At 46.0% G+C, this 25,752-nt stretch carries 27 protein-coding genes, 2 tRNA genes and 1 pseudogene; 15 read left to right on the top strand and 15 right to left on the bottom strand.

What is annotated here, in order from left to right:
* Positions 1-25: 25 nt before the first annotated feature.
* Entirely contained in the window at positions 26-2,554 is a 2,529-nt protein-coding gene (locus tag IC612_RS06600) for an ATP-dependent Clp protease ATP-binding subunit (RefSeq protein ID WP_194739390.1), read from the bottom strand.
* A 149-nt stretch (positions 2,555-2,703) separates the two neighbouring features.
* On the opposite strand from IC612_RS06600, the gene IC612_RS06595 reads away from it, so the two are divergent.
* The 3 genes from IC612_RS06595 to IC612_RS06585 are packed head-to-tail and all read left to right on the top strand — an operon-like array spanning position 2,704 to position 4,344.
* Positions 2,704-2,919 (top strand): uroporphyrinogen decarboxylase, encoded by a 216-nt coding sequence (locus IC612_RS06595; RefSeq protein ID WP_194739389.1) that lies wholly within the window; start codon positions 2,704-2,706, stop codon positions 2,917-2,919.
* Positions 2,920-2,950: 31 nt separating this feature from the next.
* Positions 2,951-3,370, top strand: coding sequence for a SufE family protein (locus tag IC612_RS06590; protein ID WP_194739388.1), 420 nt, complete (start codon positions 2,951-2,953; stop codon positions 3,368-3,370).
* Positions 3,367-4,344: a glycosyltransferase family 9 protein gene (locus tag IC612_RS06585; RefSeq protein ID WP_228512909.1), complete on the top strand. Its 978-nt coding sequence runs from the start codon at positions 3,367-3,369 to the stop codon at positions 4,342-4,344. Before IC612_RS06590 ends, IC612_RS06585 begins: the two co-directional genes overlap by 4 nt.
* 52 nt (positions 4,345-4,396) lie before the next feature.
* Here IC612_RS06585 and IC612_RS06580 read toward each other — a convergent pair whose 3' ends face one another.
* The 3 genes from IC612_RS06580 to xth all read right to left on the bottom strand — a co-directional run bounded on the left by IC612_RS06580 (position 4,397) and on the right by xth (position 6,052).
* Positions 4,397-4,588: a cold-shock protein gene (locus tag IC612_RS06580; RefSeq protein WP_194739387.1), complete on the bottom strand. Its 192-nt coding sequence runs from the start codon at positions 4,586-4,588 to the stop codon at positions 4,397-4,399.
* A gap of 24 nt (positions 4,589-4,612) precedes the next feature.
* The gene (locus IC612_RS06575) at positions 4,613-5,050 is read right to left on the bottom strand and encodes a cold shock domain-containing protein (protein ID WP_194739386.1); all 438 of its coding nucleotides are present in this window, start codon (positions 5,048-5,050) and stop codon (positions 4,613-4,615) included.
* A 240-nt stretch (positions 5,051-5,290) separates the two neighbouring features.
* A complete protein-coding gene (gene xth, locus IC612_RS06570) occupies positions 5,291-6,052 on the bottom strand; it encodes an exodeoxyribonuclease III (RefSeq protein ID WP_228512907.1) in 762 nt (253 codons plus the stop codon).
* A 150-nt stretch (positions 6,053-6,202) separates the two neighbouring features.
* Between xth and IC612_RS06565 the strand changes: the two genes are divergently transcribed.
* From IC612_RS06565 to pdeM, 6 genes are read left to right on the top strand one after another with little or no spacing between them, the layout of a single operon-like run.
* Entirely contained in the window at positions 6,203-7,198 is a 996-nt protein-coding gene (locus IC612_RS06565; RefSeq protein WP_194739385.1) for a catalase family protein, read from the top strand.
* A 2-nt stretch (positions 7,199-7,200) separates the two neighbouring features.
* Positions 7,201-8,232 carry a ligase-associated DNA damage response exonuclease gene (locus IC612_RS06560; protein WP_194739384.1) on the top strand — a complete coding sequence of 344 codons (1,032 nt, stop codon included), beginning with the start codon at positions 7,201-7,203 and terminating at the stop codon, positions 8,230-8,232.
* Between the two features lie 5 nt (positions 8,233-8,237).
* Positions 8,238-9,818 carry an ATP-dependent DNA ligase gene (locus IC612_RS06555; RefSeq protein ID WP_194739383.1) on the top strand — a complete coding sequence of 527 codons (1,581 nt, stop codon included), beginning with the start codon at positions 8,238-8,240 and terminating at the stop codon, positions 9,816-9,818.
* Positions 9,815-12,289 carry a ligase-associated DNA damage response DEXH box helicase gene (locus IC612_RS06550; RefSeq protein WP_228512906.1) on the top strand — a complete coding sequence of 825 codons (2,475 nt, stop codon included), beginning with the start codon at positions 9,815-9,817 and terminating at the stop codon, positions 12,287-12,289. Before IC612_RS06555 ends, IC612_RS06550 begins: the two co-directional genes overlap by 4 nt.
* A gap of 30 nt (positions 12,290-12,319) precedes the next feature.
* Complete coding sequence (locus IC612_RS06545) at positions 12,320-12,850, top strand: hypothetical protein (RefSeq protein ID WP_317173998.1); 531 nt, start codon at positions 12,320-12,322, stop codon at positions 12,848-12,850.
* Between the two features lie 3 nt (positions 12,851-12,853).
* The gene (pdeM, locus tag IC612_RS06540) at positions 12,854-13,495 is read left to right on the top strand and encodes a ligase-associated DNA damage response endonuclease PdeM (RefSeq protein ID WP_194739382.1); all 642 of its coding nucleotides are present in this window, start codon (positions 12,854-12,856) and stop codon (positions 13,493-13,495) included.
* Positions 13,496-13,499: 4 nt separating this feature from the next.
* Here the strand turns inward: pdeM and IC612_RS06535 are convergent, their stop codons facing one another.
* On the bottom strand, positions 13,500-14,111 hold the full coding sequence (locus IC612_RS06535; protein ID WP_194739381.1) for an SOS response-associated peptidase: 612 nt from the start codon (positions 14,109-14,111) through the stop codon (positions 13,500-13,502).
* A 63-nt stretch (positions 14,112-14,174) separates the two neighbouring features.
* Between IC612_RS06535 and IC612_RS10005 the strand changes: the two genes are divergently transcribed.
* The 3 genes and pseudogenes from IC612_RS10005 to IC612_RS06525 all read left to right on the top strand — a co-directional run.
* Positions 14,175-14,441, top strand: coding sequence for a hypothetical protein (locus IC612_RS10005; protein ID WP_228512904.1), 267 nt, complete (start codon positions 14,175-14,177; stop codon positions 14,439-14,441).
* On the top strand, positions 14,360-14,758 hold the full coding sequence (locus tag IC612_RS10000; protein WP_317173997.1) for a DUF1003 domain-containing protein: 399 nt from the start codon (positions 14,360-14,362) through the stop codon (positions 14,756-14,758). Before IC612_RS10005 ends, IC612_RS10000 begins: the two co-directional genes overlap by 82 nt.
* 300 nt (positions 14,759-15,058) lie before the next feature.
* Positions 15,059-15,877, top strand: a pseudogene (locus tag IC612_RS06525) (IS91 family transposase); the annotation flags it as partial.
* Between the two features lie 234 nt (positions 15,878-16,111).
* Here the strand turns inward: IC612_RS06525 and IC612_RS06520 are convergent.
* The 9 genes from IC612_RS06520 to IC612_RS06480 all read right to left on the bottom strand — a co-directional run bounded on the left by IC612_RS06520 (position 16,112) and on the right by IC612_RS06480 (position 22,026).
* Positions 16,112-16,834 (bottom strand): hypothetical protein, encoded by a 723-nt coding sequence (locus IC612_RS06520; protein ID WP_194739380.1) that lies wholly within the window; start codon positions 16,832-16,834, stop codon positions 16,112-16,114.
* On the bottom strand, positions 16,827-17,270 hold the full coding sequence (locus tag IC612_RS06515) for a hypothetical protein (RefSeq protein WP_194739379.1): 444 nt from the start codon (positions 17,268-17,270) through the stop codon (positions 16,827-16,829). Before IC612_RS06515 ends, IC612_RS06520 begins: the two co-directional genes overlap by 8 nt.
* 819 nt (positions 17,271-18,089) lie before the next feature.
* A tRNA-Val gene (locus IC612_RS06510) sits at positions 18,090-18,164 on the bottom strand.
* A gap of 53 nt (positions 18,165-18,217) precedes the next feature.
* A tRNA-Val gene (locus tag IC612_RS06505) sits at positions 18,218-18,292 on the bottom strand.
* Positions 18,293-18,325: 33 nt separating this feature from the next.
* Complete coding sequence (locus IC612_RS06500; protein WP_194739378.1) at positions 18,326-19,576, bottom strand: bifunctional folylpolyglutamate synthase/dihydrofolate synthase; 1,251 nt, start codon at positions 19,574-19,576, stop codon at positions 18,326-18,328.
* Between the two features lies 1 nt (position 19,577).
* The gene (locus IC612_RS06495) at positions 19,578-20,414 is read right to left on the bottom strand and encodes a ferric siderophore ABC transporter substrate-binding protein (RefSeq protein ID WP_194739377.1); all 837 of its coding nucleotides are present in this window, start codon (positions 20,412-20,414) and stop codon (positions 19,578-19,580) included.
* Complete coding sequence (locus IC612_RS06490; RefSeq protein ID WP_194739376.1) at positions 20,414-20,812, bottom strand: ExbD/TolR family protein; 399 nt, start codon at positions 20,810-20,812, stop codon at positions 20,414-20,416. The genes IC612_RS06495 and IC612_RS06490 overlap by 1 nt, the downstream gene beginning before the upstream one ends.
* Positions 20,812-21,504, bottom strand: a complete 693-nt coding sequence (locus tag IC612_RS06485; RefSeq protein ID WP_194739375.1) for a MotA/TolQ/ExbB proton channel family protein — start codon at positions 21,502-21,504, stop codon at positions 20,812-20,814. Before IC612_RS06485 ends, IC612_RS06490 begins: the two co-directional genes overlap by 1 nt.
* A gap of 60 nt (positions 21,505-21,564) precedes the next feature.
* The gene (locus tag IC612_RS06480) at positions 21,565-22,026 is read right to left on the bottom strand and encodes a hypothetical protein (RefSeq protein WP_194739374.1); all 462 of its coding nucleotides are present in this window, start codon (positions 22,024-22,026) and stop codon (positions 21,565-21,567) included.
* Positions 22,027-22,197: 171 nt separating this feature from the next.
* On the opposite strand from IC612_RS06480, the gene IC612_RS06475 reads away from it, so the two are divergent.
* Together IC612_RS06475 and IC612_RS06470 are read left to right on the top strand one after the other, a co-directional pair.
* A complete protein-coding gene (locus IC612_RS06475) occupies positions 22,198-24,012 on the top strand; it encodes a DUF885 domain-containing protein (RefSeq protein WP_194739373.1) in 1,815 nt (604 codons plus the stop codon).
* Between the two features lie 149 nt (positions 24,013-24,161).
* A complete protein-coding gene (locus IC612_RS06470) occupies positions 24,162-24,515 on the top strand; it encodes a response regulator (protein ID WP_194739372.1) in 354 nt (117 codons plus the stop codon).
* On the opposite strand, the gene nth is transcribed toward IC612_RS06470, so the two are convergent.
* Positions 24,505-25,134, bottom strand: coding sequence for an endonuclease III (gene nth, locus IC612_RS06465; RefSeq protein ID WP_194739371.1), 630 nt, complete (start codon positions 25,132-25,134; stop codon positions 24,505-24,507). The two genes, IC612_RS06470 and nth, sit on opposite strands and share 11 nt — an antisense overlap.
* Positions 25,135-25,167: 33 nt before the next feature.
* On the opposite strand from nth, the gene bcp reads away from it, so the two are divergent.
* The gene (bcp, locus tag IC612_RS06460) at positions 25,168-25,623 is read left to right on the top strand and encodes a thioredoxin-dependent thiol peroxidase (protein WP_194739370.1); all 456 of its coding nucleotides are present in this window, start codon (positions 25,168-25,170) and stop codon (positions 25,621-25,623) included.
* Positions 25,624-25,752 lie beyond the last annotated feature (129 nt).

Below are 25,752 nucleotides of genomic sequence, written 5' to 3'. Positions count from 1 at the left end.
TGCCCAGGTAGGCAGGTGGTTGGCATTAGGTTGTTTTTTCTTTTTTGGTTTTCCCCGGAGCGGCAAGTTTCTCCAGACCGTCCTGGGTTTCATTCACCTTAAGCACGATGGTTTCCTTCTCTTTGATTTGCTTATTGACAAGCATTTCTGCGATAAGGTCTTCAATGTACTTCTGCACGGCGCGTTTCAGTGGACGGGCTCCGAAATCCTTGTCCCAGCCTTTCTCTGCAATGAAATCCTTGGCTTCATCGGTGAGCTCGATCTTATATCCCAGTTTTTCTATGCGGGCATAGAGCTTACTAAGCTCCAGGTCAATGATCCTACGGATGTCGGCCTGTTCGAGGGCGTTGAATATCACAATATCGTCGATACGGTTTAAAAATTCCGGAGCGAACGCCTTTTTAAGTGCGCTTTCGATCGTGGCGCGTGCCCGGGCATCGCTGGTGGATTTCTTGGCGGTGGTTCCAAAACCTACCCCGTCCCCAAAATCCTTAAGATCTCTTGTTCCAATATTGGAGGTTAGAATAATAATGGTATTGCGGAAATCAATCTTTCTTCCCAAACTGTCCGTAACGTGGCCCTCATCGAGGATCTGCAGCAGGATATTGAAGACATCCGGGTGTGCTTTTTCGATCTCATCGAGAAGCACCACCGCATAGGGTTTTCTGCGCACTGCTTCGGTAAGCTGTCCCCCTTCTTCGTATCCTACGTATCCTGGAGGCGCACCCACCAAACGCGACACCGCGAATTTTTCCATATACTCGCTCATATCGATTCTAATGAGCGCCTCATCGGAATCAAATAATTCCCGGGCCATTACCTTGGCAAGTTCGGTCTTTCCGACCCCTGTGGTCCCTAAAAATATGAAGGTTCCAATCGGGCGGTTGGGATCTTTCAGTCCAGCACGGTTTCGCTGGATGGCTTTAACTACTTTCTTTACGGCTTCCTGTTGCCCAATTACTTTACCGTTTAGCTTCTCGTCCATATGGGCCAGTTTGTCCAGCTCATTTTTACCTACTTTTGTAACAGGAATACCACTCATCATGGAAACTACTTCGGCTACGTTTTCTTCCGTAACCACTTCTTTTTTTTCCTTCACATCTTTATCCCACTGCTCCTGCGCGGAGGCCAGCTCCATAGAGAGGCGCTCTTCCTCGTCTTTCAATTTACGGGCTTCCAGATAGTCCTGCGCTTTTACCGCTTTCTGTTTAAGCTCTTTTATCTCCTCAATCTTTTTCTCATTTTCGATGATCTCCACCGGAACCTTCATATTCTTAATGTATACGCGGGACCCGGCCTCGTCCATTGCATCAATCGCTTTGTCGGGAAGAAACCTGTCGGTAATATAGCGCGAGGTCAGATTTACGCAGGCCTGAATAGCCTCGTCGGTATAGGTGACGTTATGGTGGTCTTCGTATTTGTCTTTAATTTGGTTCAAAATCAAAACGGTCTCCTCAATGGTGGTAGGTTCTACCATCACCTTTTGAAAACGCCGTTCCAAAGCGCCGTCTTTTTCTATATACTGTCGGTATTCGTCCAGGGTGGTGGCTCCAATGCATTGGATCTCCCCACGGGCCAGTGCAGGTTTGAACATATTGGAGGCATCCAGACTACCGGTGGAGCTTCCTGCACCCACGATTGTGTGCAGCTCGTCAATAAAGAGAATGACGTCGCGGTTTTTTTCAAGCTCGGTCATAATAGCCTTCATGCGCTCTTCAAACTGTCCGCGGTATTTGGTGCCCGCCACAAGACTGGCCAAATCCAGCGTAATTACCCGTTTGCCGTAGAGGACGCGGGAAACTTTCTTCTGGTGTATTCTAAGGGCAAGGCCTTCCGCGATGGCGGATTTTCCCACACCGGGCTCTCCGATCAGTAAGGGATTGTTTTTCTTTCTTCTGGAAAGAATCTGCGAGACCCGCTCGATTTCCTTTTCACGTCCAATGACCGGATCGAGTTTTCCGTCGCGGGCCAGGGCCGTGAGGTCCCTTCCGAAATTATCCAGCGTAGGGGTCTTGCTTTTTCCGGTACCCAGCGCGCCTGCAGGCTTACGCATCTGTCCGTATTCTTCTTTCTCTTCGTCATCGTCGTAGGCGCTCATACGTGGAGACTCGCCCGAGTTTTTGAGCATAGTCAGATATTCCTTGCTTACCTTTTCGTAATCTACATCGTAGGCGCTTAGAATATTGGACGTAGGGTCTTCGTATTTATAGAGAATGCCGAGCAAGAGATGCACGGTATTGATTTCGGAGCTTTTATACTGGCGGCACTCGAGTTCTGCACGGCGCAGGGCCTGATCTGCCATTTTAGTAAAAGAAATGCTGGTTGGTGCATCCTGTAGAGCACTTAAGGAGCTGGCGCTCATGGTCTCAATCTTCCGGCGCACCTGGGTAAGGTCCGCATTTAAATTTTGAAGTATATCACGCGCCGAATTATCGGTCTTGATAATACCAAGCAGTAAATGTTCGGTGTTTAAAAATTCGCTTTTCAACCGCCGTACTTCGCTTTTGCTTTGTTTGAAGACCCGGTCCAGGCCTTCTGAAAATTTATAATCCATAATCTTTTAGCATATTAGCGCGGTCAAAAGCAACCGCGGTATACTCAAAGTTACAAATACTTTACCAAAATCCCTGTGATGACTTTCTGTCACACCAATTTTCTATATCCTGTTGTAAATGTTTACCTTTGCGCTTTAATTTTTATCTTATGAGCCCTGAAACCGCCAGTTATTTTGGGTATGCTGCCTCAGTATTTATTGTCCTAAGTTTTGTACTGAAAGATTTACAGAAAATCCGACTGGTCAATATGATCGGCTGTATCTGTTTTGTAGTGTATGGCATCTTTAGCGGATGGCTGTGGCCCATCATCATACCCAATGCATTACTTTGCGTGATCCAGGGATACCACTTACTGAAAAAATAATCCAGGAAAAGGTCCGTAACCCCCAAGTATTATGACTATAAAAGAAAAGCAGCAGCAGCTAATTGAAGACTTCAGTTTTATGGAAGACTGGGAGGCTAAATACGAATACATAATTGATTTAGGCAAATCCCTTGCAGGGATGCCGGCTGAGAAGAAGTCCGATGCCAACTTAATCAAGGGTTGCCAGTCCAAGGTGTGGATCGACGCAGAATTTAAGGACGGCAAGCTTTTTTTTAATGCCGACAGCGACGGCATCTTGCCCAAAGGAATCGTCTCGATGCTTGTTTCCCTGTACAGCGGACATACCACAGAGGAAATACTTAGTTCGGATTTTGATTTTATCTCCAAAATCGGTCTCCAGGAATTTCTCTCCCCCTCCCGCGCCAACGGGCTGATGGCCATGACCAAGCAGATTAAGTTTTACGCGGTGGCATACCAGATTAAGTCTTGAAACGAATTCTAGCATACCGATTTTCTGCCTTTGGCGATGTGGCAATGATCGTTCCGGTAGTAAAAGCGTTTCTAGCGCAGCATCCCGACTGCCAGATTGTTATGGTGTCCCGTAGGCAGTTTGCTCCTTTGTTTGAGGGTATAGGCGGGCTGGAGTTTCATGGCGTGAACCTGGACCACTACAAAGGCCCTAAGGGACTCTTAACTCTTTTCTCCCTTCTGGAATCGCAGTTCAAGCCGGACTTTATTGCCGACCTGCACGATGTGATCCGCACCAAAACCATTACCACGCTTTTCAGTTTTAAGGGGTATAAGACCAGTATTTTAGATAAAGGCAAAGAAGAAAAGAAAGAACTTATTCGGTTGTGGGATAAGAAGTTTCGCCCCTTAAAGCCTACTACCGAGCGTTATGCGGATGTATTTCGGGCGCTGGGCTTTGACTTTTCACTTTCCCATAACTTGGAAAGTACAGTGCTCAGTCGGCAAGGTATAGGTCTTGCGCCCTTTGCCCAGCATAAGGGTAAGATGCTGCCTTTGGAAAAAACCTTTGAGCTGGCGCGCCGGCTCTCAACGAGCGAGCACATTTATCTTTTCGGAGCCAAAGGCCTGGAGCAGCAGCAGCTTGAAGAGTGGGAATCGCTTATTCCGGGATGCACTTCGCTTGCGGGAAAGTTAACGTTAAAAGAGGAGCTCGAACGAATATCTGGGCTAAAGGTGATGATTTCCATGGACTCGGCCAATATGCATCTGGCAAGTCTGGTAGGTACCCGCTGCATCTCGATTTGGGGCAGCACCCACCATTATGCAGGTTTTTTGGGCTATGGCCAAAGCGAAAGTGATGTCCTTGAAATAAAAGAACTTACCTGCCGCCCCTGCTCGGTTTTTGGCGACAAGCCCTGTTTCAGGGAAGACTACGCCTGTTTGGAGGAGATCAGCGTGGAATCTATTGTAGCGCACCTGGACCGCACGCTATAAAAAAAGCTGCCCGAAGGCAGCCTGATCAAATAATAAATTATTCGGTTGATTGTTACGCTAGTGTTACGTTGATTGCGTTCAATCCTTTGTTTCCTTGTTTCACGTCGAAAGTTACTTTGTCGTTTTCACGGATTCTACCGTTCAGTCCAGAAGTGTGAACAAAAATGTCCTCACCACCGTTTGATGGAGTTATAAATCCGAAACCTTTCGTTTCATTGAAGAATTTTACTGTGCCTTCTTGCATGGTATTAAAAATTAAAAATTGTATTTATTGCTTGACGATCTGGATATTAATTGCGGAATATCCTTTAGGTGATCTTTCTTTTTCGTATTTGACTTTGTTTCCTTTTTTTACTTCCCCGGAAACATTATTTATATGGAAGAATACATTTTCCTTCGTATTATTTTCGGTAATAAATCCGTAGCCCTTGTCGCTCAGGAAGGTTACAATCCCGGTTTTCTGTGGGTCCTCTGCGATAATTGGAGCAGCGCCTAGCTGAATATCCTCTGCATTGATCTCCAGTTTCTCCTGCTCATCGGGTTTCACTGAAGTTAACTGTCCGTTGGCGTCCACATAGAGAAACATATCCTCGATCGCTTTTCCTTTGTTGTTTTGCGTCTTACGTTCTTCACGCTTGGCCGCTTTTTCTTTTTGCTTCTGTATTTTTTTCTTTAGGTTTTCTTTTTTAGAGAAAGAATCTGACATATATTATAATAAATTTTTTAGGTGTGGTTGGGTTGCATCTGTACCTTCAGATGCGGTTTTTATACTTTATTAAAAGAGGGTGCTGATGGGAGCGTAGAACTGGTGTTAGTGATATTGAAATATCCGACAGAAATAGCAGGACAGGATCCTTATTTAAAAATTATAGTGCAAAGATATAAAAAAATAAATAAATAGCAGAAAATAATTAATTTTCAATAATTTATCGGTCCTCTTCATTAATTATTTTAATTCTATCCATACGGGTGCATGGTCGCTGGGCCGGTCCCATCCGCGAACTTCCTTAAGTACTCCAGCCGATAGTACGCGTTCTTTCAGCTGCTCGTTAAAAAGTATATGGTCGATGCGCATTCCGGCGTCGCGCCCGTAGGCGTTTCGAAAGTAATCCCAGAAGGTATACTCCCCGGAGTCCGTAAGCGCATCGGTCCATCCCTGCTGGAGTATTTCCTGAAATTTCTCCCGCACTTCTTCAGTAAAAAGGGCATTTTTTAGGTATTTCTCCGGTTTGTACACATCCTTTTCGGTAGGGATAATATTATAATCGCCCACTACAAGTACGGGTCGCTCCATGGTAATGAGCGCTTCCATCCGCGCAGCAAGCCTTTGGAGCCACTGGAGCTTATAGGTATATTTATCGGAATCCACAGGATTACCGTTGGGTACATATATGCAGCAGAGAATGAGCTGACCGGTTAGTAGTTCCAGGTAGCGGCTTTGCGTGTCGCTGGAGTCGCCTTCCAGGGTATCGCTACGCAATTCCAGATCGTGGTTCTTGGAAAGTACAGCTACTCCATTCCAGGACTTTTGCCCGTTAACCAGAGCTTTGTATCCTGCTTTTTCTACTTCTTGAAAAGGGAACTGCGCGCTGGTGCACTTAAGTTCCTGAAGGCAGAGTATATCCGGACTGTAGGTTTCCAGGAATCGCAGCAGCAAAGGAAGGCGGGCATTGACACTGTTTATATTAAAGGAGTAGATGCGCATCATACAATAGTAGGGTTTTACCAGCGGTTTTGGGTTTCATTTAAATGGTCCAGCCTTTCAAAATTTCCCGCCAAAGCGTGCTATGCTGCGCTCTGGTCTGATTTTGGCAGTGGAAATGAGTAGGTTATAAAGATTTCCTAGCCTATACTAATTATGAACTTTGACACTCTGGTACGCTTTGACCGCTCGTATAATACCCTAAGCTCTAGTGAGGTGCAGTGGCTGCGTCGCACGGTAGAGTCTGTCGAGCAGTTCGTTAAAAAATCGCGCGCGATCAATAAGCAGCCTTTCGCTACGCGCAATGCGCACGCCCAAACGTTCTCGGTACTTAGGGGTTATCTTTTTACAAACGATAATTTACCTGCCCAGGTACGTAGCATCTTTGATAAGGAAAATTATAAGGTACTGGTTCGGTATTCCCACGGTAATCCTTTGATTCGCCCGGTTAACCAATTTCTACCCGCCTACGGAATGGCCATTAAGATTTATTCCGACGGAGAGGAGTGGTCCTTCCCACTAGTGAATTTTCCCATTTTTCCAATCAAATCCGTTAAGAAAGTACTTCAGATATTTACAAATTTCAACGCTGCCGTTAGTAGCGCTACAAAAACCAAGCGCACCTTCTCTCTGGCATGGCTGCTGAAAAATATAGTGAGTGTGGTACCGTCGGCTCTTTCTTGGAGTATGCTTAAAAACACGGTGAAACTGCTTTTTAGAAAAAATCAGAGTGCGATTGGATTTCCGTATTACTCCGTAGGTGTGTACCGGATGGGCTCCTATATGATGAAGCTAAAAGCTACCCCAAGTAAGAAAGTTCCTTTAACGAACACAGGCGACCACCAAAGCTCGATAGAACAGGCACTAAGCAGTGGCGATGTACATTTTGACCTTACCGTGCAGCTGTGCGCAGATTTGCAGAATCAGCCGGTAAACGACCTTAGCGTTGAATGGAAGAATGCTCCGGAGTTCACTCTGGGAAGAATTCAGTTTACAAAAGGCTCTCTCAAGGACAGCTCGCTCATTCCTGCACATAAAACCAGTTTTAATCCTTTTGAAAATCCGCAGGAGCTTCAGCCGGTGGGACAGATCCAGTATCTGCGCAAAGATGTGTACGATGCATCCATCTCCACCAGAAGAGCGGAAGAATGACTATGAACTATAAAAAAAGGCAGCCCCTCCTGGAATTTACTCCCGAAGGCATCTACTGTCCTGAGGGAGATTTTTATGTGGACCCCTTGCGCCCGGTGAAAAAGGCCCTCATCACGCACGCCCATGCCGACCATGCGCGCTGGGGGATGAAGCAATATATCGCACACCACTATACCAAGTCGATCCTGCATTCCCGGCTTCCCGACCCGGTGGAGGTGCAGGGTGTGGAGTATAATACTCCGCTTACTATTAACGGAGTTAAAGTATCGTTTCATCCCGCGGGCCATGTGATTGGATCTGCACAGATCCGACTCGAGCACCGCGGCTATGTAGCGGTAGTCTCTGGGGATTATAAACTGGAGGACGACGGGATTTCCGCTCCGTTTGAGCCTGTACGCTGCCACGAGTTTGTAACGGAGTCCACCTTTGGACTTCCCATTTACCGCTGGGAAACGCAGCAAGCCCAATCCAAGGAGCTGAGCGACTGGGTAGAACTAAACCAGGCGCAGGGTAAAACCTCTGTCTTTGTGGGCTATTCCCTTGGAAAGGCCCAGCGCCTTATGAAAATGCTGGAAGGCAAAGGACCATTGTATGTACACCGTTCCATTGGAAAACTAAATGAGGCCTTTACTGAGGCAGGCGTTGGGCTTCCTACCTATATAGAGCAGGACTTCTTTGCCGATGTAAAACATCTTAAGGGCGGAGTAGTACTTGTCCCTCCGGCACTAATGGACAGCAATGTGATTAAAAAAATTCCCGATGCGGCAATCGGCCTTTGCAGCGGATGGATGCGTGTGCGGGGCTCAAGAAGGTGGCGAAGTGCCGACCGGGGCTTTGCAATAAGCGATCATGCCGATTGGCAGGGGCTACTTAAAGCCGTTAAGCTCACAGAGGCCGAGCATGTGCATGTCACCCACGGGCAAACCGAAGTATTTGCACGGTATCTACGGGAGCAGGGAATATCGGCCTCTGCGGTACCGGTACCGGGGTACAGTGAGAAACGGGATGACGACGAACAGACTGAAAATTTTTAAGGAGGATGGATAGATTCACGGAGCTGTTTATGGTACTTGAAAGTTCCAACAAGACCAGCGCAAAGATCGCTGCCTTGGTGGAGTATTTCTCCAGTGCACCCGAGCGCGATGTGCTGTGGGTCATTGCGCTTTTTTTGGGACGCCGGCCCAAGCGTCCCATCACGACCACGCTTCTTAAAAAGTACGCCATGGAGACTGCGCAGATTCCGGAGTGGCTGTTTCAGGAATCCTACAGCTCGGTCGGTGATTTAGGAGAGACGATTGCCCTAATCCTTCCAGAGTCGGAAACGGGCGAGAGTTTTAGTTTGGATTACTGGATGCGCGCAGTAATCGATCTCAAGGACAAGACGGAAGAGGAAAAAAAGGAATTTATTTTAGCGGCCTGGGATTCTCTGGGAGGAGTCCAGCGCTTTATCTTCAATAAGCTTTTGGGAGGAAGTTTCCGCATGGGCGTCTCTTCCAAGATGCTCACCACCGCCCTTGCGCAGTACAGCGGAAAAGAGGTGAACCATTTAATGCATGCCCTAATGGGGGAATGGGACCCTACTACGGAATCTTTGCAGGGCCTTTTGGAGGGAAACCATATAACACCGGGAAATTCAAGACCGTATCCGTTCTGTCTGGCTTATCCCGTGGATAAAATAGTAGAGGAGCAGTGGGAGGATAACAGGTTTTTAGTGGAGTATAAGTGGGACGGAATACGCGCCCAGATCATAAGGCGCAGTGCGGAAGTCTTTATCTGGTCCCGGGGCGAAGAGCTAATCACCGACCAGTTTCCGGAGATCCGCGATGCGGTGCTTACTCTGGAGGGTGATTTTGTACTGGACGGGGAACTACTGGTGGGCGATCCGCAGCAGGTCCGGGACTTTAGTGATCTGCAGAAAAGGCTTAACCGAAAGAGTGTCACCAAAAAACTCTTAGAGGAGTTACCGGTCTTTAGCTTTGTGTACGATCTGTTGGAAAAAGACGGAGAGGATCTGCGGGAGCGACCTCTAGAGCACCGCCGCGCTGTGCTGGAGGATTTTATGGCTTCCTTAGGTCCATCGCCACTTGCCCTTTCTCAAGTCATCCGCCCTGAATCGTGGGAGCATCTGGACCTAATCCGCACTAATTCAAGGGAAATCAACGCCGAGGGAGTGATGCTTAAGGCTTTAGCAGCTCCCTATGAGTCGGGAAGAAAAAAGGGGATTTGGTGGAAATGGAAAACAGCTCCCCTTACCATTGATGCTGTACTGATCTACGCGCAGAAAGGAAGTGGAAGACGAAGCGGATACTACACGGATTATACCTTTGCCGTGAGAGATCAGGACCGGCTCGTAACCATTGCCAAGGCCTACAGCGGGCTGACCGATAAAGAGATTATGGAAGTCAGCCGATTTGTAAGTAAGAATGCGCTGGAAAAGTTTGGCCCGGTCCGCACCGTAAAGCCCGAACTGGTATTTGAAATTGCATTTGAGGGAATTGCTTTCAGTTCCCGACATAAAAGTGGGGTGGCGCTTCGTTTCCCAAGGATTGTACGCTGGAGAAGGGATAAATCAGTGGAGGAGATAGATTCTCTTGAAGATATAAAACAGCTGATTTCATGACCAAAAAAAAGTACTTTCAGTCTGTAGGTTTTACGATTGTTTCGGAGTGGATGGAAAAGGCCGGCCGCACTCCCTTCTCGTTTCAGAAAAATACCTGGCACGCCTACTCAGAGGGTCTTTCCGGTATGGTGGTGGCCCCAACCGGTTTTGGAAAAACCTACTCGGTATTCTTGGGCATACTCATTGATTTTATGAACCGTCCCGAAAATTATGGCAAGGGGCTAAAGATGGTTTGGGTCACGCCCCTGCGCTCCCTTGCAAAGGATATAGGACTAGCCATGCAAAGCGCCATCGATGAAATTGGGCTCGACTGGACGGTAGGAGTGCGCAATGGAGATACCGATATTAAGGTGCGGCAGAAGCAGCTGCGTTCTATGCCGGACATTCTTTTGGTTACCCCGGAAAGCTTTCAGCTTCTCTTTACACATAAAAATTCATCCAGCTATTTTAAGTCCCTACGCTGCGTGGTAGTGGACGAGTGGCACGAACTTTTGGGAACCAAGCGAGGGGTGCTTACCGAACTCTGTATAGCCCATGTGCGCTCCTATAATATAGCACTGCAGGTTTGGGGTATTACGGCTACGATCGGTAATTTACAGGAGGCCCAGGAGGTGCTGCTTTACCAGCAGCGTAACACCTGCCAGATAGTTGCTAAAGAAAAAAAGAAGACGCAGATTATTCCGGTGCTTCCCGATGAGGTGGAGGTGCTTCCCTGGGCGGGGCACTTAGGGGCGAAAATGGCCGGAAAAGTAGTGGATATTATTCTGGGGTCACGCTCCACCATCGTTTTTACCAACACCCGCAGCCAGAGTGAGATGTGGTACCAGCTTCTGCTGGACGCTTATCCGGATTTTGCCGGTCAGATTGCTATTCACCACAGCTCTATTGATGCAGAACTCAGGACATGGATTGAAGAGAGCCTTTCCAGTGGAAAGCTTAAGGCCGTGGTTTCCACTTCCTCTCTGGATCTGGGAGTAGATTTTAAGCCGGTCGATACCGTGATTCAGATCGGATCGGTCAAAGGCGTTGCGCGCTTTATGCAGCGCGCGGGCCGTAGCGGCCATTCCCCATTTGAAGTGTCCAAAATTTACTGCGTACCGACGCACTCGCTGGAACTTATTGAAGTAGCGGCGGTAAAACAGGCTGTTAGGGATGGAGTTGTGGAGCGGCGGGATCCTATGGTACTGACTTTTGACGTACTTGCACAGTTTACGGTCTCCCTTGCGGTTGGCGAAGGCTTTTACAAGGAGGATTTATGGACAAAGGTTCAGCGGACCCATGCGTTTTCGTATATGAGCGAGAGTGAATTTCATGAAATTGTCGATTTCTTGGTTACTGGCGGAGGGGCACTTAAAAACTACAGCGAATTTAAAAAGATAGAAATACTTTCGGACGGACTTTTCAAAGTGCAGTTGCGGAAAATTGCCATGCTGCACCGCATGAACATGGGGGTGATTGTAAGTGATGCTATGATGAAGGTCAAATTCATTTCCGGAGGCTATATCGGAATGGTCGAAGAGTACTTCTTATCACGACTTAGAAAGGACGAGAAATTTATTCTTGCGGGAAGAGTTCTGGAACTGGTGATGATAAAAGAGATGACGGCGTACGTACGAAGCTCCAAGGGCCAGGCCGTAGCGCCGAGTTATCTGGGAGGAAGGCTTCCCTTAAGCTCGGATCTGGGAAGGTATTTGCGGGAAAAGCTATCGGGCAGCCTTTCGCCGAAGATTTCTGAAAAGGAACTTAAATTTCTTCATCCTGTAATGCAAAAGCAATTGGAATCCTCGCATCTGCCCCAAAACGATGAGTTTTTAGTGGAGGTAATTGAAAACCGCGACGGACACCATGTGTTCATGTATCCTTTTGAAGGGCGCGCCGTCCATGAAGTAATGGCCACGCTCATCGGTCTTAGGATATCCCGGATATCTAACATTTCGCTCTCTATGGCTATGAACGACTACGGGTTTGAACTCTACAGCGACAAGCCGATTCCCGTATCGCAGGAGAATATAGCAGAGCTGCTCCGCTCGGAGGGACTTATGCGCGATGTGGAGGCCAGTATCAATGCGGCGGAAATGGCGCGCAGGAAATTTCGGGATATTGCAGTGATTTCCGGACTGGTGCTTCAAAACCTATACGGAAAGCAGCGTAACAACAAATCCCTGCAGGCGTCTGCCGGTCTGATATTCAGTGTGCTGGAAGAGCATAATCCGAGCCACATACTGATCCGTCAGGCGTATAATGAGGTGTTCAACCAACAGCTCGAGGAGGTTCGATTAACTCAAGCCTTTGAGCGCATCAACAGCTCGAAAATAATCGTGGTTCAATCCCCGACCTTCACCCCACTTAGTTTTCCAATCAAGGTGGACAGCCTTCGCTCTATGATTTCCAGTGAGACCCTCAAAGAACGTATCCACAGGATGCAATTGGCTGCCTTAAAGAAGAAAGGCTCGCGAAGCAGCAAGAGATAACGTGTGGTTATCTTTTTGTAATTTTGGAGCGTGAAAATAAAACCGGAAGAGCTTTCGTATAATTTTCTGCAGAAATGCTGTGATACGGAAAATCAAATCATCCTAACCAATTACTTTCAGGCCGACTGGGAAGCCGATATACTGCTCATTGATGCGATGGGATACACGCATGAAATTGAGATCAAACTCTCCAAGGCGGATTTCAAAAACGATTTTAAAAAGCTCTATACACATTCCCAGACCGGGGAGCGTTTTCTAAAGCATGAGAAAATAAGCTGTGGTGACTACGCTTTTAATTCCTTCAGCTTTTTAGTTCCTATGGGTATGGTCCCCTACGAGGACATCCCCAAGCACTGCGGCATTATAGAATTTTACCACGACCAGGACCGGTGGGAAACGGAATTTACGGTAGTACGTCCTGCAGAAAAGGTGCATTCCATTCCGTATTGGGATCTGGTGGATAAGGACAGTTTTATGCGCAAGATGGCTTTAAACTTATTACATAAAAAGCTCCAGCTAAAAGGTCAGGACAGTGAGCTCATTTTAAAATCTTCCTATTAACGTATGCAAGTAGCTGAAAAGGACATCCATTTGAGGGGTGAACACTTTGTACTGACCAACCAGCGCGCATTGTACTGGCCAAGGTACCGCTCCTTGGTGCTCTCGGATCTGCATGTAGGAAAAGCGGCCCATTTCCGGAGAAACGGAATTGCGGTTCCCTCTAGCGTGATGCACAAAGACCTGGACCGACTTAAGGGACTTTGCGAATTTTTCGATGCCAAGGAAATCGTTGTCGCAGGAGATTTACTTCATGCCAGTGAAAACAGTGATGTGGCGTATTTTTCTCAGTGGCTTGAAGAATTACAAGGTATAGAGATCATTTTAGTAGAAGGAAACCACGACCGAATTTCCAAAAAGCGCTGGATAGAAATTGGGATAGGAGCGGTTTTGCCTGAACTAACCAGAGGCCCAGTTACGGTAGTGCACGAATTTAAGGCGGATTTCACTGGTTTTCAAATAAACGGCCATGTCCATCCGGGCGTAGTTTTGCAAAGTAAAACTGGCCGCCTTCGCCTTCCCTGTTTTCTTCATAATCCAGGAAGTTTACTGCTTCCCGCATTCAGCACCTTCACGGGCCTGGATACCACCAGAACCCCCAAAGGGGATGTGTACTGCTTCGACGAGGATTCGATATTCACTATCTAGCCCATCAAAGAAGGGGAAATGCCTTCAAACTGGGATCATAGTGTGGAAACGAGAAATTTTCCATCTTCGCTCCCTGTAGCCATTGGGATTGCATGGTTTCGTTAAGTACTACAGGCATACGGTATTTCGTGTTGTGGATAGTGGCCATAAGTTCGTTTGCCGAGGTTGTCACTATAGAGAAAGTGGGACAAGTGGCATGCGGAGATTCTGAATAGAGTCCTGCCAGAGCAAACGGCATATTACCGTTATCGAGCTGAATAAGGTGTTTTACTTTTTCTTTTCCCAGGGTATCCTGCCATTTCCATTCGTAAAAACCATTTACTAATACGAGGCAGCGATTGGAAACCGAATTTTTAAAGCTGGGTTTTTCTTCCAGGGTTTCAATACGTGCATTAAGGGTGGATCGTGCTATTGAAGTATCCTTTGCCCAGGAAGGAATGAGTCCCCACCTACCTGCTTTGCACTCTGTGGGATTCTCATCATAAATTAAGGGTAGAAGAGGATGCGAAAAACCATTTATAAAACCCGAGCGCGTAAAATTTTCTTCTACAGTATCGGCACCAAATACGGTCTTGATTTCTTTTCTGGAGAGCTGCGAAGATACGTAGTAGCACATAGGATTGGGTTATAAGGCTAAGGTACAAATCTTTAAGCGGCGCAAACTAAATATTGACTAATTTTGAGAAGAACCGCAAATATTTTTCCCATGGCTACTTCTTCCAACCGTTACGTCAGTGAGCTTCTTGCCAGCAAGGATGAACATCTGGATAAAATTCACCGAATCATACACAAATCTTTGAGTGAGGACTCCTTAGTTACGCAGAAGATTTCCGAAGTGGAGAAGGATAGCCAACGCCGGGAGAAGTGTGGGCAGACCGGATCGCTTCCTTTGGTGGCAGTTGGAAATTCATTTTACTCTTTGGTATTGTTCTCCTGGGGTGGATAAGTGCCAATGCGCTGTTTAAAGCAAGTGCTTTCGATCCCTACCCATTTATACTTCTTAACTTGGTGCTCTCGTGTCTTGCAGCACTCCAGGCTCCTGTAATTATGATGAGTCAGAACCGACAGGAAGCTAAGGATAAAACACGGGCAATTCAAGACTATATGGTTAATCTAAAATCCGAGATTGAAATTCGAAATCTTCATGAAAAGCTGGACATCTCCATTATAGACCAATACAAGCACCTTTGCCACATACAGCAGAAGCAGTTAGAAATGCTGGAAGAGATAAATGAAAAATTAAAAAAGAATCGAGGAATTTAAAATGCCTAGATTTGATAAACGTGAAAATTAAAATTTATCCCCTACTATCGATAACGGGTTGCGGCTTTGCGTTGTGGGGCATTTTTAGCACTACTGTTCACACGAAGCACAAATGTTGAATTTTGCACAAAAGTTTCTGCGAAGCACGTCAGCCCCCATAACGCAAAACCGCTGTTGAACTAAACCTCCGGTAGCTTTTCAGGTTTCTGCTTATTTAAAAGTAAGTTCAAATTTATTATTTTGTTTTTTTGAGTTTATGAAAATCAAGATTATAAACGGAATTAGAAGTGGATATCCAAATTCCATTTGTTTAGAAGGTTGAACGCTCTGGCAATCTCTCAACCACAAATCATTTACTGGATCTTGTTTGAAGCCGCCTGGGGTACTTTAAACCAATTCGGCATAACCGAAGGGTTGGAATTGGGAATGATTGGTGTTTTGCACACGTGGGGACAAAACCTAAGCCTTCATCTTCATTTACATTGCATTGTTCCGGGGGGTGGTATCAACAGGCAGGGAAAATGGAGAAAGAAAGTACGAACCGACAAATACCTGTTTCCGGTGAAAGCGATGAGCAAAGTGTTCCGTGCGAAGTTTGTGGCATTTATAAGAGCTTGTGGAATTACTGACCGGGATTTAATGGAGAAACTCTTCACCAAAAACTTTGTCGTCTATGCCAAAAGACCTTTTGGCGGACCGAAACAGGTGATCAAATACCTGGGGCGATACACCCACAAAGTCGCCATCAGCAACCATCGGATCAAAGAGGTAACGGATCAGCAGGTCCGCTTTGGCTACAAGGATTACCGGAAAGGCGGGGAGAAAAAGGAAATGACCCTGAGCAACCAGGAGTTTATTCGGCGCTTCAGTCTTCATATTCTACCGAGAAGGTTTGTACGAATCCGGCATTACGGGATCCTGAGCAGCAGCTGGAAAAGCGGGAAAATCCAGGCACTGCAATCCGATTTAAAGATCAAGATCCTGGCGGTAACACCCACAACGCTGCTCAATAAATGCCGATGCTGCAAGGAAGGAAACCTGATCACCATTACTGTTTTCGGTCAGCGTGGTCCGCCGCAGGAATATCTTTTCGTCACCCAACCTTTGTCTGCAAACTAAACTTTGTGGGTAAGGGAATCTGTGTTCTACAGCGAAGAAAACTCCGCAGAAAACACTCATAAAAGGCTACCAAATGCCACAAAAAAAAGCAGTCATTCTAAAAAACTGCTTTCTGTATCTAAATTCTAAAAACGATAACTCCATAGACTGCCAAAAAGCTACCGAAGGTTCCGTTCAACGGACTTTCATCTCATGCCCTGCGGACAAGACGAAAGCTTAGTTATTTGCCGTTTTTTATACTCGTTTAATCCTATTTATTGCGTGTCTTCCAAAAGTTATTCCTCCGATATTAAACAAGTCAGATAAGACGTTGATGTGGTATCTACTTTGCAAATTTGCTATTATTCTATCAGCGTGCTTATTAGACTTTCCAGACACCATTAAAGTTGTCGCAATATGAGAATTACCACTACTTCTAACCTGTCTCAGTAAGTGAGGTCTTAACTCATTTACTACTCCAATAAAATTAAACAATAACTCAGGATAGGGATTAAAATTCTTTACCTCACAAAAAGATATTAATGCTTTATTTTCTATGTAATAATATTTCATTTTACTATCATAAAAATCATCACTATCTAAAATCGAATTAGGTTTTATTATGCATATGTCTGGCGTTGTATAAGTGTCATTACTATGATAGGATTGAACGTTAATATTGTGTCTTATTTCAAAAATTAATTCCAAGTTTCCCTTTTTTCTCTTTACTTCAAAATAAGAGTACTTCGAAGGATTGCCTGCTGTTGTGCATTTATAGTTGAATTTGGTTTTTTGGAGATTTTTTATTTCAACTTCGTAGCCGTTGTTTTCATAAAAACGTACAATGTTGTTATAACAAGCCATTTCGAAAAAGTCACTTATCCTCTTCGAATTGTTGTAGATTGCAGACCGATTTTTTCGCAAATACGTTTCCACATCTCTTGTTAGCTCTTTTATATCTTTAAATGGATTAGCCATTGTCTTTATTTCTGTCTAATCCGTCTTTATAAACTTTGATTTTTCGAAGAAGTTCCTTTGTTTCTAAATACTCAAAAAGTCCCAACGGGATTGAATATTCTTCCATAAGTTTCTTGAAGGTCAATACAGTTTTGTTCAGTTTGAAAATTTCATTAGCAGACAAATCGTATGTTCCCAACTGCACGGAAACAGCTTCACTTTTGAAAACAACACGAGAAGTAAATTTCGTTGCAGAGTCAAAGTTCGAGAGAACACGCTTGTAGAAAATCGATAACGCCAAAAGAAGTTGAATTGTCTCAATGTCTTTTTTTAGATGAGCATAATAATCGTATCTACCAGAAATAAAGTAATTGATGTCGCTAAGTCTTCGATTATACTCAAACCTCATTTGCTCGCTTAATTTGTATGGTAGATTTTCTGTGAACAAATGTATCATCGATGTTCGGTCTTAAAGTGGCATATAACTCCAAATATACGCAATTGCGCTTTACAAGATTCATTAAAAATATTCTCCCAAAGACCTGTTATTAAAGGCCTACAAACATATTAAGCATTTGTAAGTACTTACAATTATTGCGTATGTTATGTAATAAACCTTACCGTGGGAAGACTGGATTTTTTATTTATTCTTTCATGAATCGTGAAGGGGTTGCTGAACTAGCAGTATGTCAGTAATACTGGCTGCGTACTTTTGCGAATAATCCTAGCTTTTTTGTGAATTTAAAGTTGTCGCTGCCGTAAGGTAGTAGTAAATTAGATTTTTAGGTGGGTATAAATAGGAAATGAGCCCAGCAAAAAAAGATAGTTGTCGAACGATAGGTGAAAATAAGAAAATATCCGTTTTCGTATTGCAGGTTAAAAAGTAGTATATAGGTACTAAGTGTACCGATATGCAGAACATCCCCCCGTCCAATGGTTGATTTTGAGGGTGCCCCCTACTTGGTAAATCAAAAATTTATTACGTGGAAAATTAGGATTTACGTATAAAAATTTTGAAGTAATATCTCATGGTGGGGACAGCGTGGAGAACAAAATGATTGAATAAAAATAACCACCTGCAAGACAAGTGGTTATAATTTTAAAAGTGGAGTTGGAGGGATTAGAACCCTATTATATTCTTTAAATTAATGAATTTTAAGGCGTACTGGCGATATTAAAACTTTTTGATAATGCAAATTATCGTCCACGTTTAATTTGGCAGAAAAAATGTTTAGAATAAATAAATCTCCTCATTTCTGGGAGATTCTAATTAATGTGGGCGGTACTGGGCTCGAACCAGCGACCTCTGCGATGTCAACGCAACGCTCTGAACCAACTGAGCTAACCGCCCCTTGCGGCAAGAAAAAATCCCACTAAAAAAAGCGGGATTTTTTGTTAAATAAGTGGGTCCTGAGGGATTCGAACCCCCGACCCTCTGGGTGTAAACCAGATGCTCTGAACCAACTGAGCTAAGAACCCTTATTTTTGGTTCGGCAAATATACGACGATTTTTTATTTCTCCAAATTTTTTTCAAGAAATTCGCCTACTACAAAGTTGCTGCCGCCGATAAATAGAACGTCGGATTTCTTAAGCCGCTTTAATGCAGATAAATAGGCCTGCTGAATACTTGGAAAAAAATTATAGCGTAAATCTTCTTTTTTTAATAATTCTTCATAGGTTTTGGGATCACGTCCTCTTGCTACGGAAGGAGCAGCAAAATAATAGTGCGCTTCTTTTGGAAGTAGGGAAATAATTTCCTGTACATCTTTATCCTTTACAAAGCCTAAAACAAGGTGGAGCGGTCGCTCTAACGCCTGAAGTTGCCTAAATACGTAGTTGAGGCCTGCGGGATTGTGCGCCGTATCGCAGATAATGAGAGGATCTGTGGAGAAAATCTGCCAGCGACCCATTAGCCCCGTGGATGCACTAACCGTAAGCAGGCCTTCTTTTTGGTCCTCCGTGGAAACTTCAAAGCCCAGTCCTGTAAGCTGCTCGACGATAGCAATAGCTACTTTTATGTTCTTTTGCTGGTACTTGCCTTCTAGATCCGACTGCATTGTAGTAGACACTGAAGTAGCGTCCACAAATCGAGCATTAAGCATAGAGGCTCTTTTCTGAATCACTTCGCGCACGATGGGATTCTCATCCCCACAGACGATGGGAACGTCCGGCTTTATTATTCCCGCTTTCTCCGTTGCTATTTCCTCCAAGGTAGAACCCAGTAAATCGGTGTGGTCAAAATCTACATTGGTTATGGCGCCCACCAGTGGGGTTATTATGTTGGTGGCGTCCAGGCGTCCTCCCAAGCCCGTCTCGATTACTGCAATATCCACTTTGCTGTGCTTAAAATACGCAAAGGCCATTACAGTAGTAAATTCAAAAAAGGACGGCGAAACGCGCCCAGCAATAGCTTGCAGCTGCTCAATAAAATCGGTTACAAATTCTTTATCGGCCGGAGCCCCGTTTACCTTAATGCGCTCGGTAAAATCGATTAAATGCGGTGAGGTGTAGAGCCCCACTTTGTATCCCGCGCGTTGGAGCATGGAGGCCACCATACTGGAAGTAGATCCCTTTCCATTGGTCCCTGCGATATGCACGGTAGGGAAGGCAAGTTGTGGATTTCCAAAGTGCGCACAAAGAGCGCTGATGTTTTCTAGACCCGGCTTGTAGGCCGAAGCGCCCTGCTGCTGGTAGTTGGGGATTTGAGCAAAGAGCCAGTCCACTGCCTGTTTGTAGCGGAAAAGGTCCCTGGTGTCTTCCATATTAAAAAGTAATTCGGTACGAACCGGTAGAGGTAGTTGTACTGCGTTCGGCCTTTACATAGCGTTTCACCCATTCTACGGTAACGGCAGTAATGCACGGGTCGGAAAGTCCCGAGGCGCGGCGCGCAGAGGTTACATTTCCGGCCTGATCGACCGTATAGTTGATAGTGATGGTTCCTGAAGCATCGCAGTCGTGGCTTGGCTGGGAGCCGCCCCGCCCCATGGTTCCGGGGATAAACCCTATGAGCTTGCGGTCCACCCCAATTCTACTGTCCCCGTTTCCGCTGCCGCCCACAGGATCGCCTGCATTGCCACTGGTAGTGGAACTTCCCTGGGATCCGGTAGTGGCCCCTTTCCCTTTAAGAAGGTTTCCTACGGCGGCCGTCCCCCGGGCATCGCCCTGGGATTTGGTCTGTGAGGTGGTCGAGCTTTTAGAGGTAGAGACGGTTTTTCGCTGCGTGGTATTCTGTGTGTTGGATGGCTTCGTAGTCTTTCTGGGCTCTGTGCTGGCCTTTTGCACGGCCGCGGTCTTACTTGTGCCTACAAGCACTTTTTCCACAGTTTGTATCTGCGCCTGGGCGGCAGTCTCTGTAGTGGTAGTCTGCTCCATAGAGGAGGCCGATCCCAGCTGGTTAGCGGGTTCTATCTCGCCGTTTCCGTCGGTATTATCTCCAAAGTTCAGGAGCATGGTGGTAACGGAGGGTGCGCTTTCCACGCTACGGGAAAAATTGTAGTAGTAAAGGAAAATCAGAAGCAAAACAGCGAACAGGGCCGTTAAAAAAGCGCTCAGCCTTCGGTCCCTTGTTTCCTGCAGTGTTCTGGTAGTTCTAGTGGCCATTAATTATTCTGTAGTGTTGCAATTGCAAGGTTATACTGGTGTTTCTCGGCAATTTCCATCACAAATACCACGTCTCCGTGCGGGGTCTGCTTATCGGCTCGAATGGTAAATGTTTTGTCTTGCTGCCCGCTAAGTACTGCTACCAATTTCTGTTCCAACAGCGTGCGCTCTATAGACTCGTCGTTTAGGTAAAAGGCCCCTTCCTTCGTTATGGATATGGTGGTGGGGTCCTGCGCCGGTACCGCCTCGGTGGAGACTTCCGGAAGTTTCACATCAATGGCGCTCTGGCTGATGGCAGAGCTGGTGATCATAAAAAAGATAAGCAGCAGGAAAATGATGTCCGTCATGGAGGCCATACTGAATTCCGCGCTTATTCGGTTTCTTCGTTTCAGCTCCATTAGATAGGTTTGTTTAAGGTGTCTAGAAATTCATTCACGTGCGTCTGGATCTTAAGCACCATGCGGTCTACTTTGGTCACCAGGATATTGTAAAAGAAGTAGGCCGGGATGCCCACTGCAAGTCCCGCTGCGGTGGTAGCCATCGCCGTATAGATTCCCGAGGCAAGAAGCTTGGGACTCACCGCACCGGTAACATTGGAGATCTCAAAAAAGGCCATGATCATTCCTATTACCGTACCTAAGAATCCCAGCATGGGCGCCGCTCCGGCGGCAGAGGCCAGCAGGTTCAAATTCTTTTCAAAGCGCGATACCTCGAGTTGCCCCTGGTTTTGCATCGCGTTGGATATATCGGCAATGGGGCGCCCGATCCGGGTCAGTCCCTTTTCGATCATCCGCGCCTCGGGCGAGTTAACGCTCTGGCAGTAATCTACGGCGGCCTCTATTTTGCCCTGCTGGACAAAATCATCAATATTTTCCAGGAAATCCGGTGTCTGCACCGAGGCCCTGGAGAGAAACAGATAGCGCTCAATAAAAACATAAAGCGCGAGCAGGCCTAGAAGGAAAATGAGCACCATGATGATATTTCCGACCACTCCGCCACTGGTAAGAATATCCCAAAGAGAGAATATTTGTTGTGAGGGCTGGCCTGCGGGTAGGGTAATGTTCTGTATGGGCGTAGAATTTTCCTGCATTTTATTTATTTTTTAATACCGTTTTGTCTAAAATAAGGGGCTAATATATAATAATCGAAATTAATCTTCCTCAATATCGAGGGTTTCCGGCGAAAAATCGCATTTCAGTTTAAAGTTCAGGGGATCTGTGGAGCCGGTGAGAAAATCCGAGATCTGGCCTTGCCAGTGAAGGGTTAATACGCCCTCTGAATTGTTTTGAAAAGAAAGTGTATTCTCCGTAACAAAGGCGTCTTCATCGTCGTACAGGTCCACCTCGCAAAAGCTTTCCTCAGCGTTCTCCGGCAGTTCAAGAGTAAGGCCCGAAAGCTCTTCACCAGGCACCGGAAAATCCGATATTTTAAATGCCAACTGGGGGAAGTGGTACTGAAGCGAATCGTCCTCCACATGATCCAGGGAATCGTCGGTTACAATATCCAGTTCTAAAAGGTGTTCCATATTACTGAAAACCGCCTTGCAATAGGTGTGCTGAAGATGGTATTTGAGTGTTTCTTCCGGATGGTAAATTTTTAAAATCCCTTTCATGAAACTACAAGTTCATTGTTAGTGTTAATAGGTGCTGTAAATATGCAAACAAAGATAGAAAATTGTCGTAAAGTGCGCGCGACTGAACCTGTTTTTCTCTAAAAGTAGGCGGCAATTCCCGATTGCCCCATGTAGGCATAAATTGCTATTTTAGCGTAAAATATAGAAGTTATGTGGCACCACTCTTTAAAGGTTTCAATTCTGCTAGGAATTTTACTGTTTTCCCTTGTAGGGTGTAAGCGTAAGGATTCACCATTAACGCGCGTGACTCCTGTGGAAATTGACTCCATCGCCAAGAATTACTACGAGCAGTACCTGAAGATGTATCCCCTGGAGGCCACCATGCAGGGGGACAACCGCTACAACGATTTACTTCCGGTGGATATCGACGAGGAATTCATATCGGGGGAAATTGCCTTCTATAATGAGGTGCTCAGTCAGATGAAGCAGATCGAGTACAAGAACCTCTCGGAAGAAAAAAAGATCATCTACGATGTTCTGGATTATACCTTGAAAGAAAAAATAGAGCGCTACGCCTACCATCCCGAGTATATTCCTTTCACGCAGTTTTCCGGCCTTCCGCTGGATTTTCCGGTACTGGGAAGCGGTCAGGGCGCACAGCCTTTCCAAACCGAAAAAGACTATGAGAACTGGCTCAAGCGGATGAACCAGTTTCCCAATTGGGCAGACACCGCTATAGAGAACTTCAGAAAAGGGATGCAAAGCGGCGTGGTGCTTCCCAAGGTTTTGGTAATTAAGATGATCCCCCAACTCTTAGCCGATGAAATCACTTCTTCGGATTTGCAGAAGAATATTTTTTACAAGCCCCTTATGGATTTCCCCGAGTCGTTTGGCGATAACGCTAAAGTACGTTTTACCCGGGAGTACCAGCAAACCATCAACACGCGAATAATCCCTTCCTATAAGAAACTGGCGGAATTTCTAGAGAAAGAATACCTTCCCAAAGCACGCGATACCCATGGCTATAATGCCAACGCCAAGGGTGAGGAGGCCTACGCATTTTACGTGAAGAGCTGGACTACCACCGATCTGACGCCGGAGGAGATCCATCAGATAGGACTCAGCGAAGTGGCGCGGATCGAAAAAGAAATGCAGGCGGTTCAAAAGCAGCTGAGCATTGGAGGCTCCCTCCCTGCGTTTCTGGAATACATCAAGACCGATCCCAAGGCCATGCCGTATGAAAATGCCGAGGAGGTACTCTCTGCTTTTGAGAAGATACATAATAAAATTAAGCCCAAGCTTAAAACCATGTTTAGCAGCACCCCCAAATCGGGCTTTGAAATCAGACAAACGGAAGCTTTCCGCGAAAAATCGGCAAGCGCCGAATACCGGCCCGGAACTCCGGATGGCGAGCGCCCCGGTATTTTTTATATCCCACTTCCGAGCCCTGCCACGTTTAATGTGACCTCCGGGATGGAGTCTTTATTTCTGCACGAGGCCATTCCCGGGCACCATTATCAGGTTTCCCTGCAGCAGGAAAACGAAAAGCTCCCTGCCTTTATGCGGTTTTCTTGGATCGGGGCGTACGGAGAAGGCTGGGCGCTTTATACCGAATCGCTGGGACCGGAACTGGGCCTCTACTCGGATCCCTACCAGAAAATGGGCGCTTTAAGCGATGAAATGCTGCGCGCCGTGCGTCTGGTGGTAGATACCGGTCTGCATACCGGAAAAATGAAACGCGAAGAGGCCGTGAATTACTTTTTAAGCAAGATTGCCTACGAAAAGTCCGCGGCCATTGCAGAAATTGAACGCTATATGGCACTACCGGGGCAGGCATTAAGCTATAAGATCGGCGCAATGAAGATTATGGAGCTTCGTAAAACACTTGAAAAACAGATGGGTGAGCGCTTTTCCCTACCGGAATTTCATGAAGAGGTCTTAAATAGTGGCAGTCTTCCGCTCGGAGTTTTGGAACGTAAATTAAAGCAGTGGGCAAAAGCGGAGCGGGAGTCCTCGAATGGATAATTTTAAATGCGCTCGGTGATTTGATGTAAAATGTGGAACGGAATTTGCCAAATATTTTCGGGTATTAATTAAAAATTGGTATCTGTTTTAAAAATGTTTATTTTTGAATGCGCCAATTAAGGCACTAACGGAAAATTAGTTAGGGGTTTATGAGTATAATTATAATCGATGACAACGTAGAGATCTGCACTTTGATAGAAGATGTGCTCACCTCGGAAGGATTTAAGTGCCGGAGCTGTACGAATCCCATCATTGTATTTGAAATGATCAAGCAGCAAAAGCCCCGACTTATCGTAACGGATATGCTTATGTCTGGAATCGACGGCCGCGAAATTGTCAAGCAGTTGAAGGGGGACGATTCCACCAGCGATATAAAGGTCCTTTTAATTTCTGCCCATCCCCATGCGGGACCGATCAGCTCGGATGTAGGGGCCGACGCGCACCTTTCCAAACCGTTTGAGATTTCGGATCTCACCGACCGCGTACGCGCCCTTATGTCGTAGGTTTTTCAAAGAGCATGCGCGTAATATAATCCCCGGCGCGCGAACCTCTGGCAGGGGAATATTCCCTTCCGTAGTAAATAATTTGTAGGTGCAGTGTGTTCCATTTCTCTTTTGGGAAAAGGCTTTTGGCGTCGCGCTCTGTTTCCACAACGTTTTTACCCTTCGTTAGTTTCCACTGCTTCATGAGCCGGTGAATATGCGTATCCACCGGAAAGGCTGGAATTCCGTAGGCCTGACTCATCACCACCGAGGCCGTTTTATGTCCTACTCCGGGAAGCGCTTCGAGTTCCTCGTAGGTTTGGGGCACAATCCCCCCGTGTTTCTCCACGAGCATTTGGGCCATGGCTTTCAGATTCTTGGCCTTGGTGTTGGAAAGGCCGATTTCCTTGATTAGCTCTTTTATTTCGTGTACTTCTAAGCGCGAAAGAGACAGTGCGTCCGGCGCTTTTTGAAAAAGAGCAGGAGTAATTTGATTAACCTTTTTGTCGGTGGTCTGCGCCGAGAGGGCTACGGCGACCAGAAGCGTGAAGGGATCGCTGTGGTCCAGAGGAATAGGCGTTACGGGGTAGAGTTTTTCCAGCTCCTGCTGGACAATCTGGGCTCTTTGCTTTTTTGTCATAAGAGATGTACTTTAGTGCAAAAATAATCTAATATGGTGACAATAGGATCTTCATTGCCGGAGTTCAAGTTGGAAAATCAGGAAGGGGTGTGGGTAGAATCTGCCGATTTTGCAGGCCGTCCCCTGGTGGTGTTCTTTTACCCCCAGGCCAGTACGCCTACCTGCACGGTAGAGGTATGTAATCTGCGGGACCATTTTAAGGAGCTTGAGAAGAAAGGGTACCGGTTGGTGGGTATTTCCGCCGACCCGGTAAGCAAGCAGAAAAAATTCCACAGTAAAAACACTCTGCCGTTTGATTTATTAAGTGATACCAGCCACGAGGTACTGGAAGCATTTGGGGTATGGCAGCAGAAAAAAACCTTTGGCAGGGAATATATGGGGATTGTACGAAAGACATTTCTCTTTGACTCCAAAGGAATCTGTACGCACATCATTGAAAAAGTGCGCTCCAAAGAAGCCTCCGAGCAGATCCTCTCCTTACCACAGTAAAAAAACAAGAGGCTGTCCCCATAACTAAAAATGAGGACAGTCTTTTGTTTTTAGCCAATTGGGGTTAAAAAAGTAGATTTTGGGTTTTTAGCCCAAGCAGAAGGACGGTTTATGCCGTCCTTTTCTTGA

The organism is Planobacterium oryzisoli (assembly GCF_015354315.1).
Classification (GTDB): domain Bacteria; phylum Bacteroidota; class Bacteroidia; order Flavobacteriales; family Weeksellaceae; genus Planobacterium_A; species Planobacterium_A oryzisoli.
This window is presented reverse-complemented; position numbering and strand designations above follow the sequence as displayed.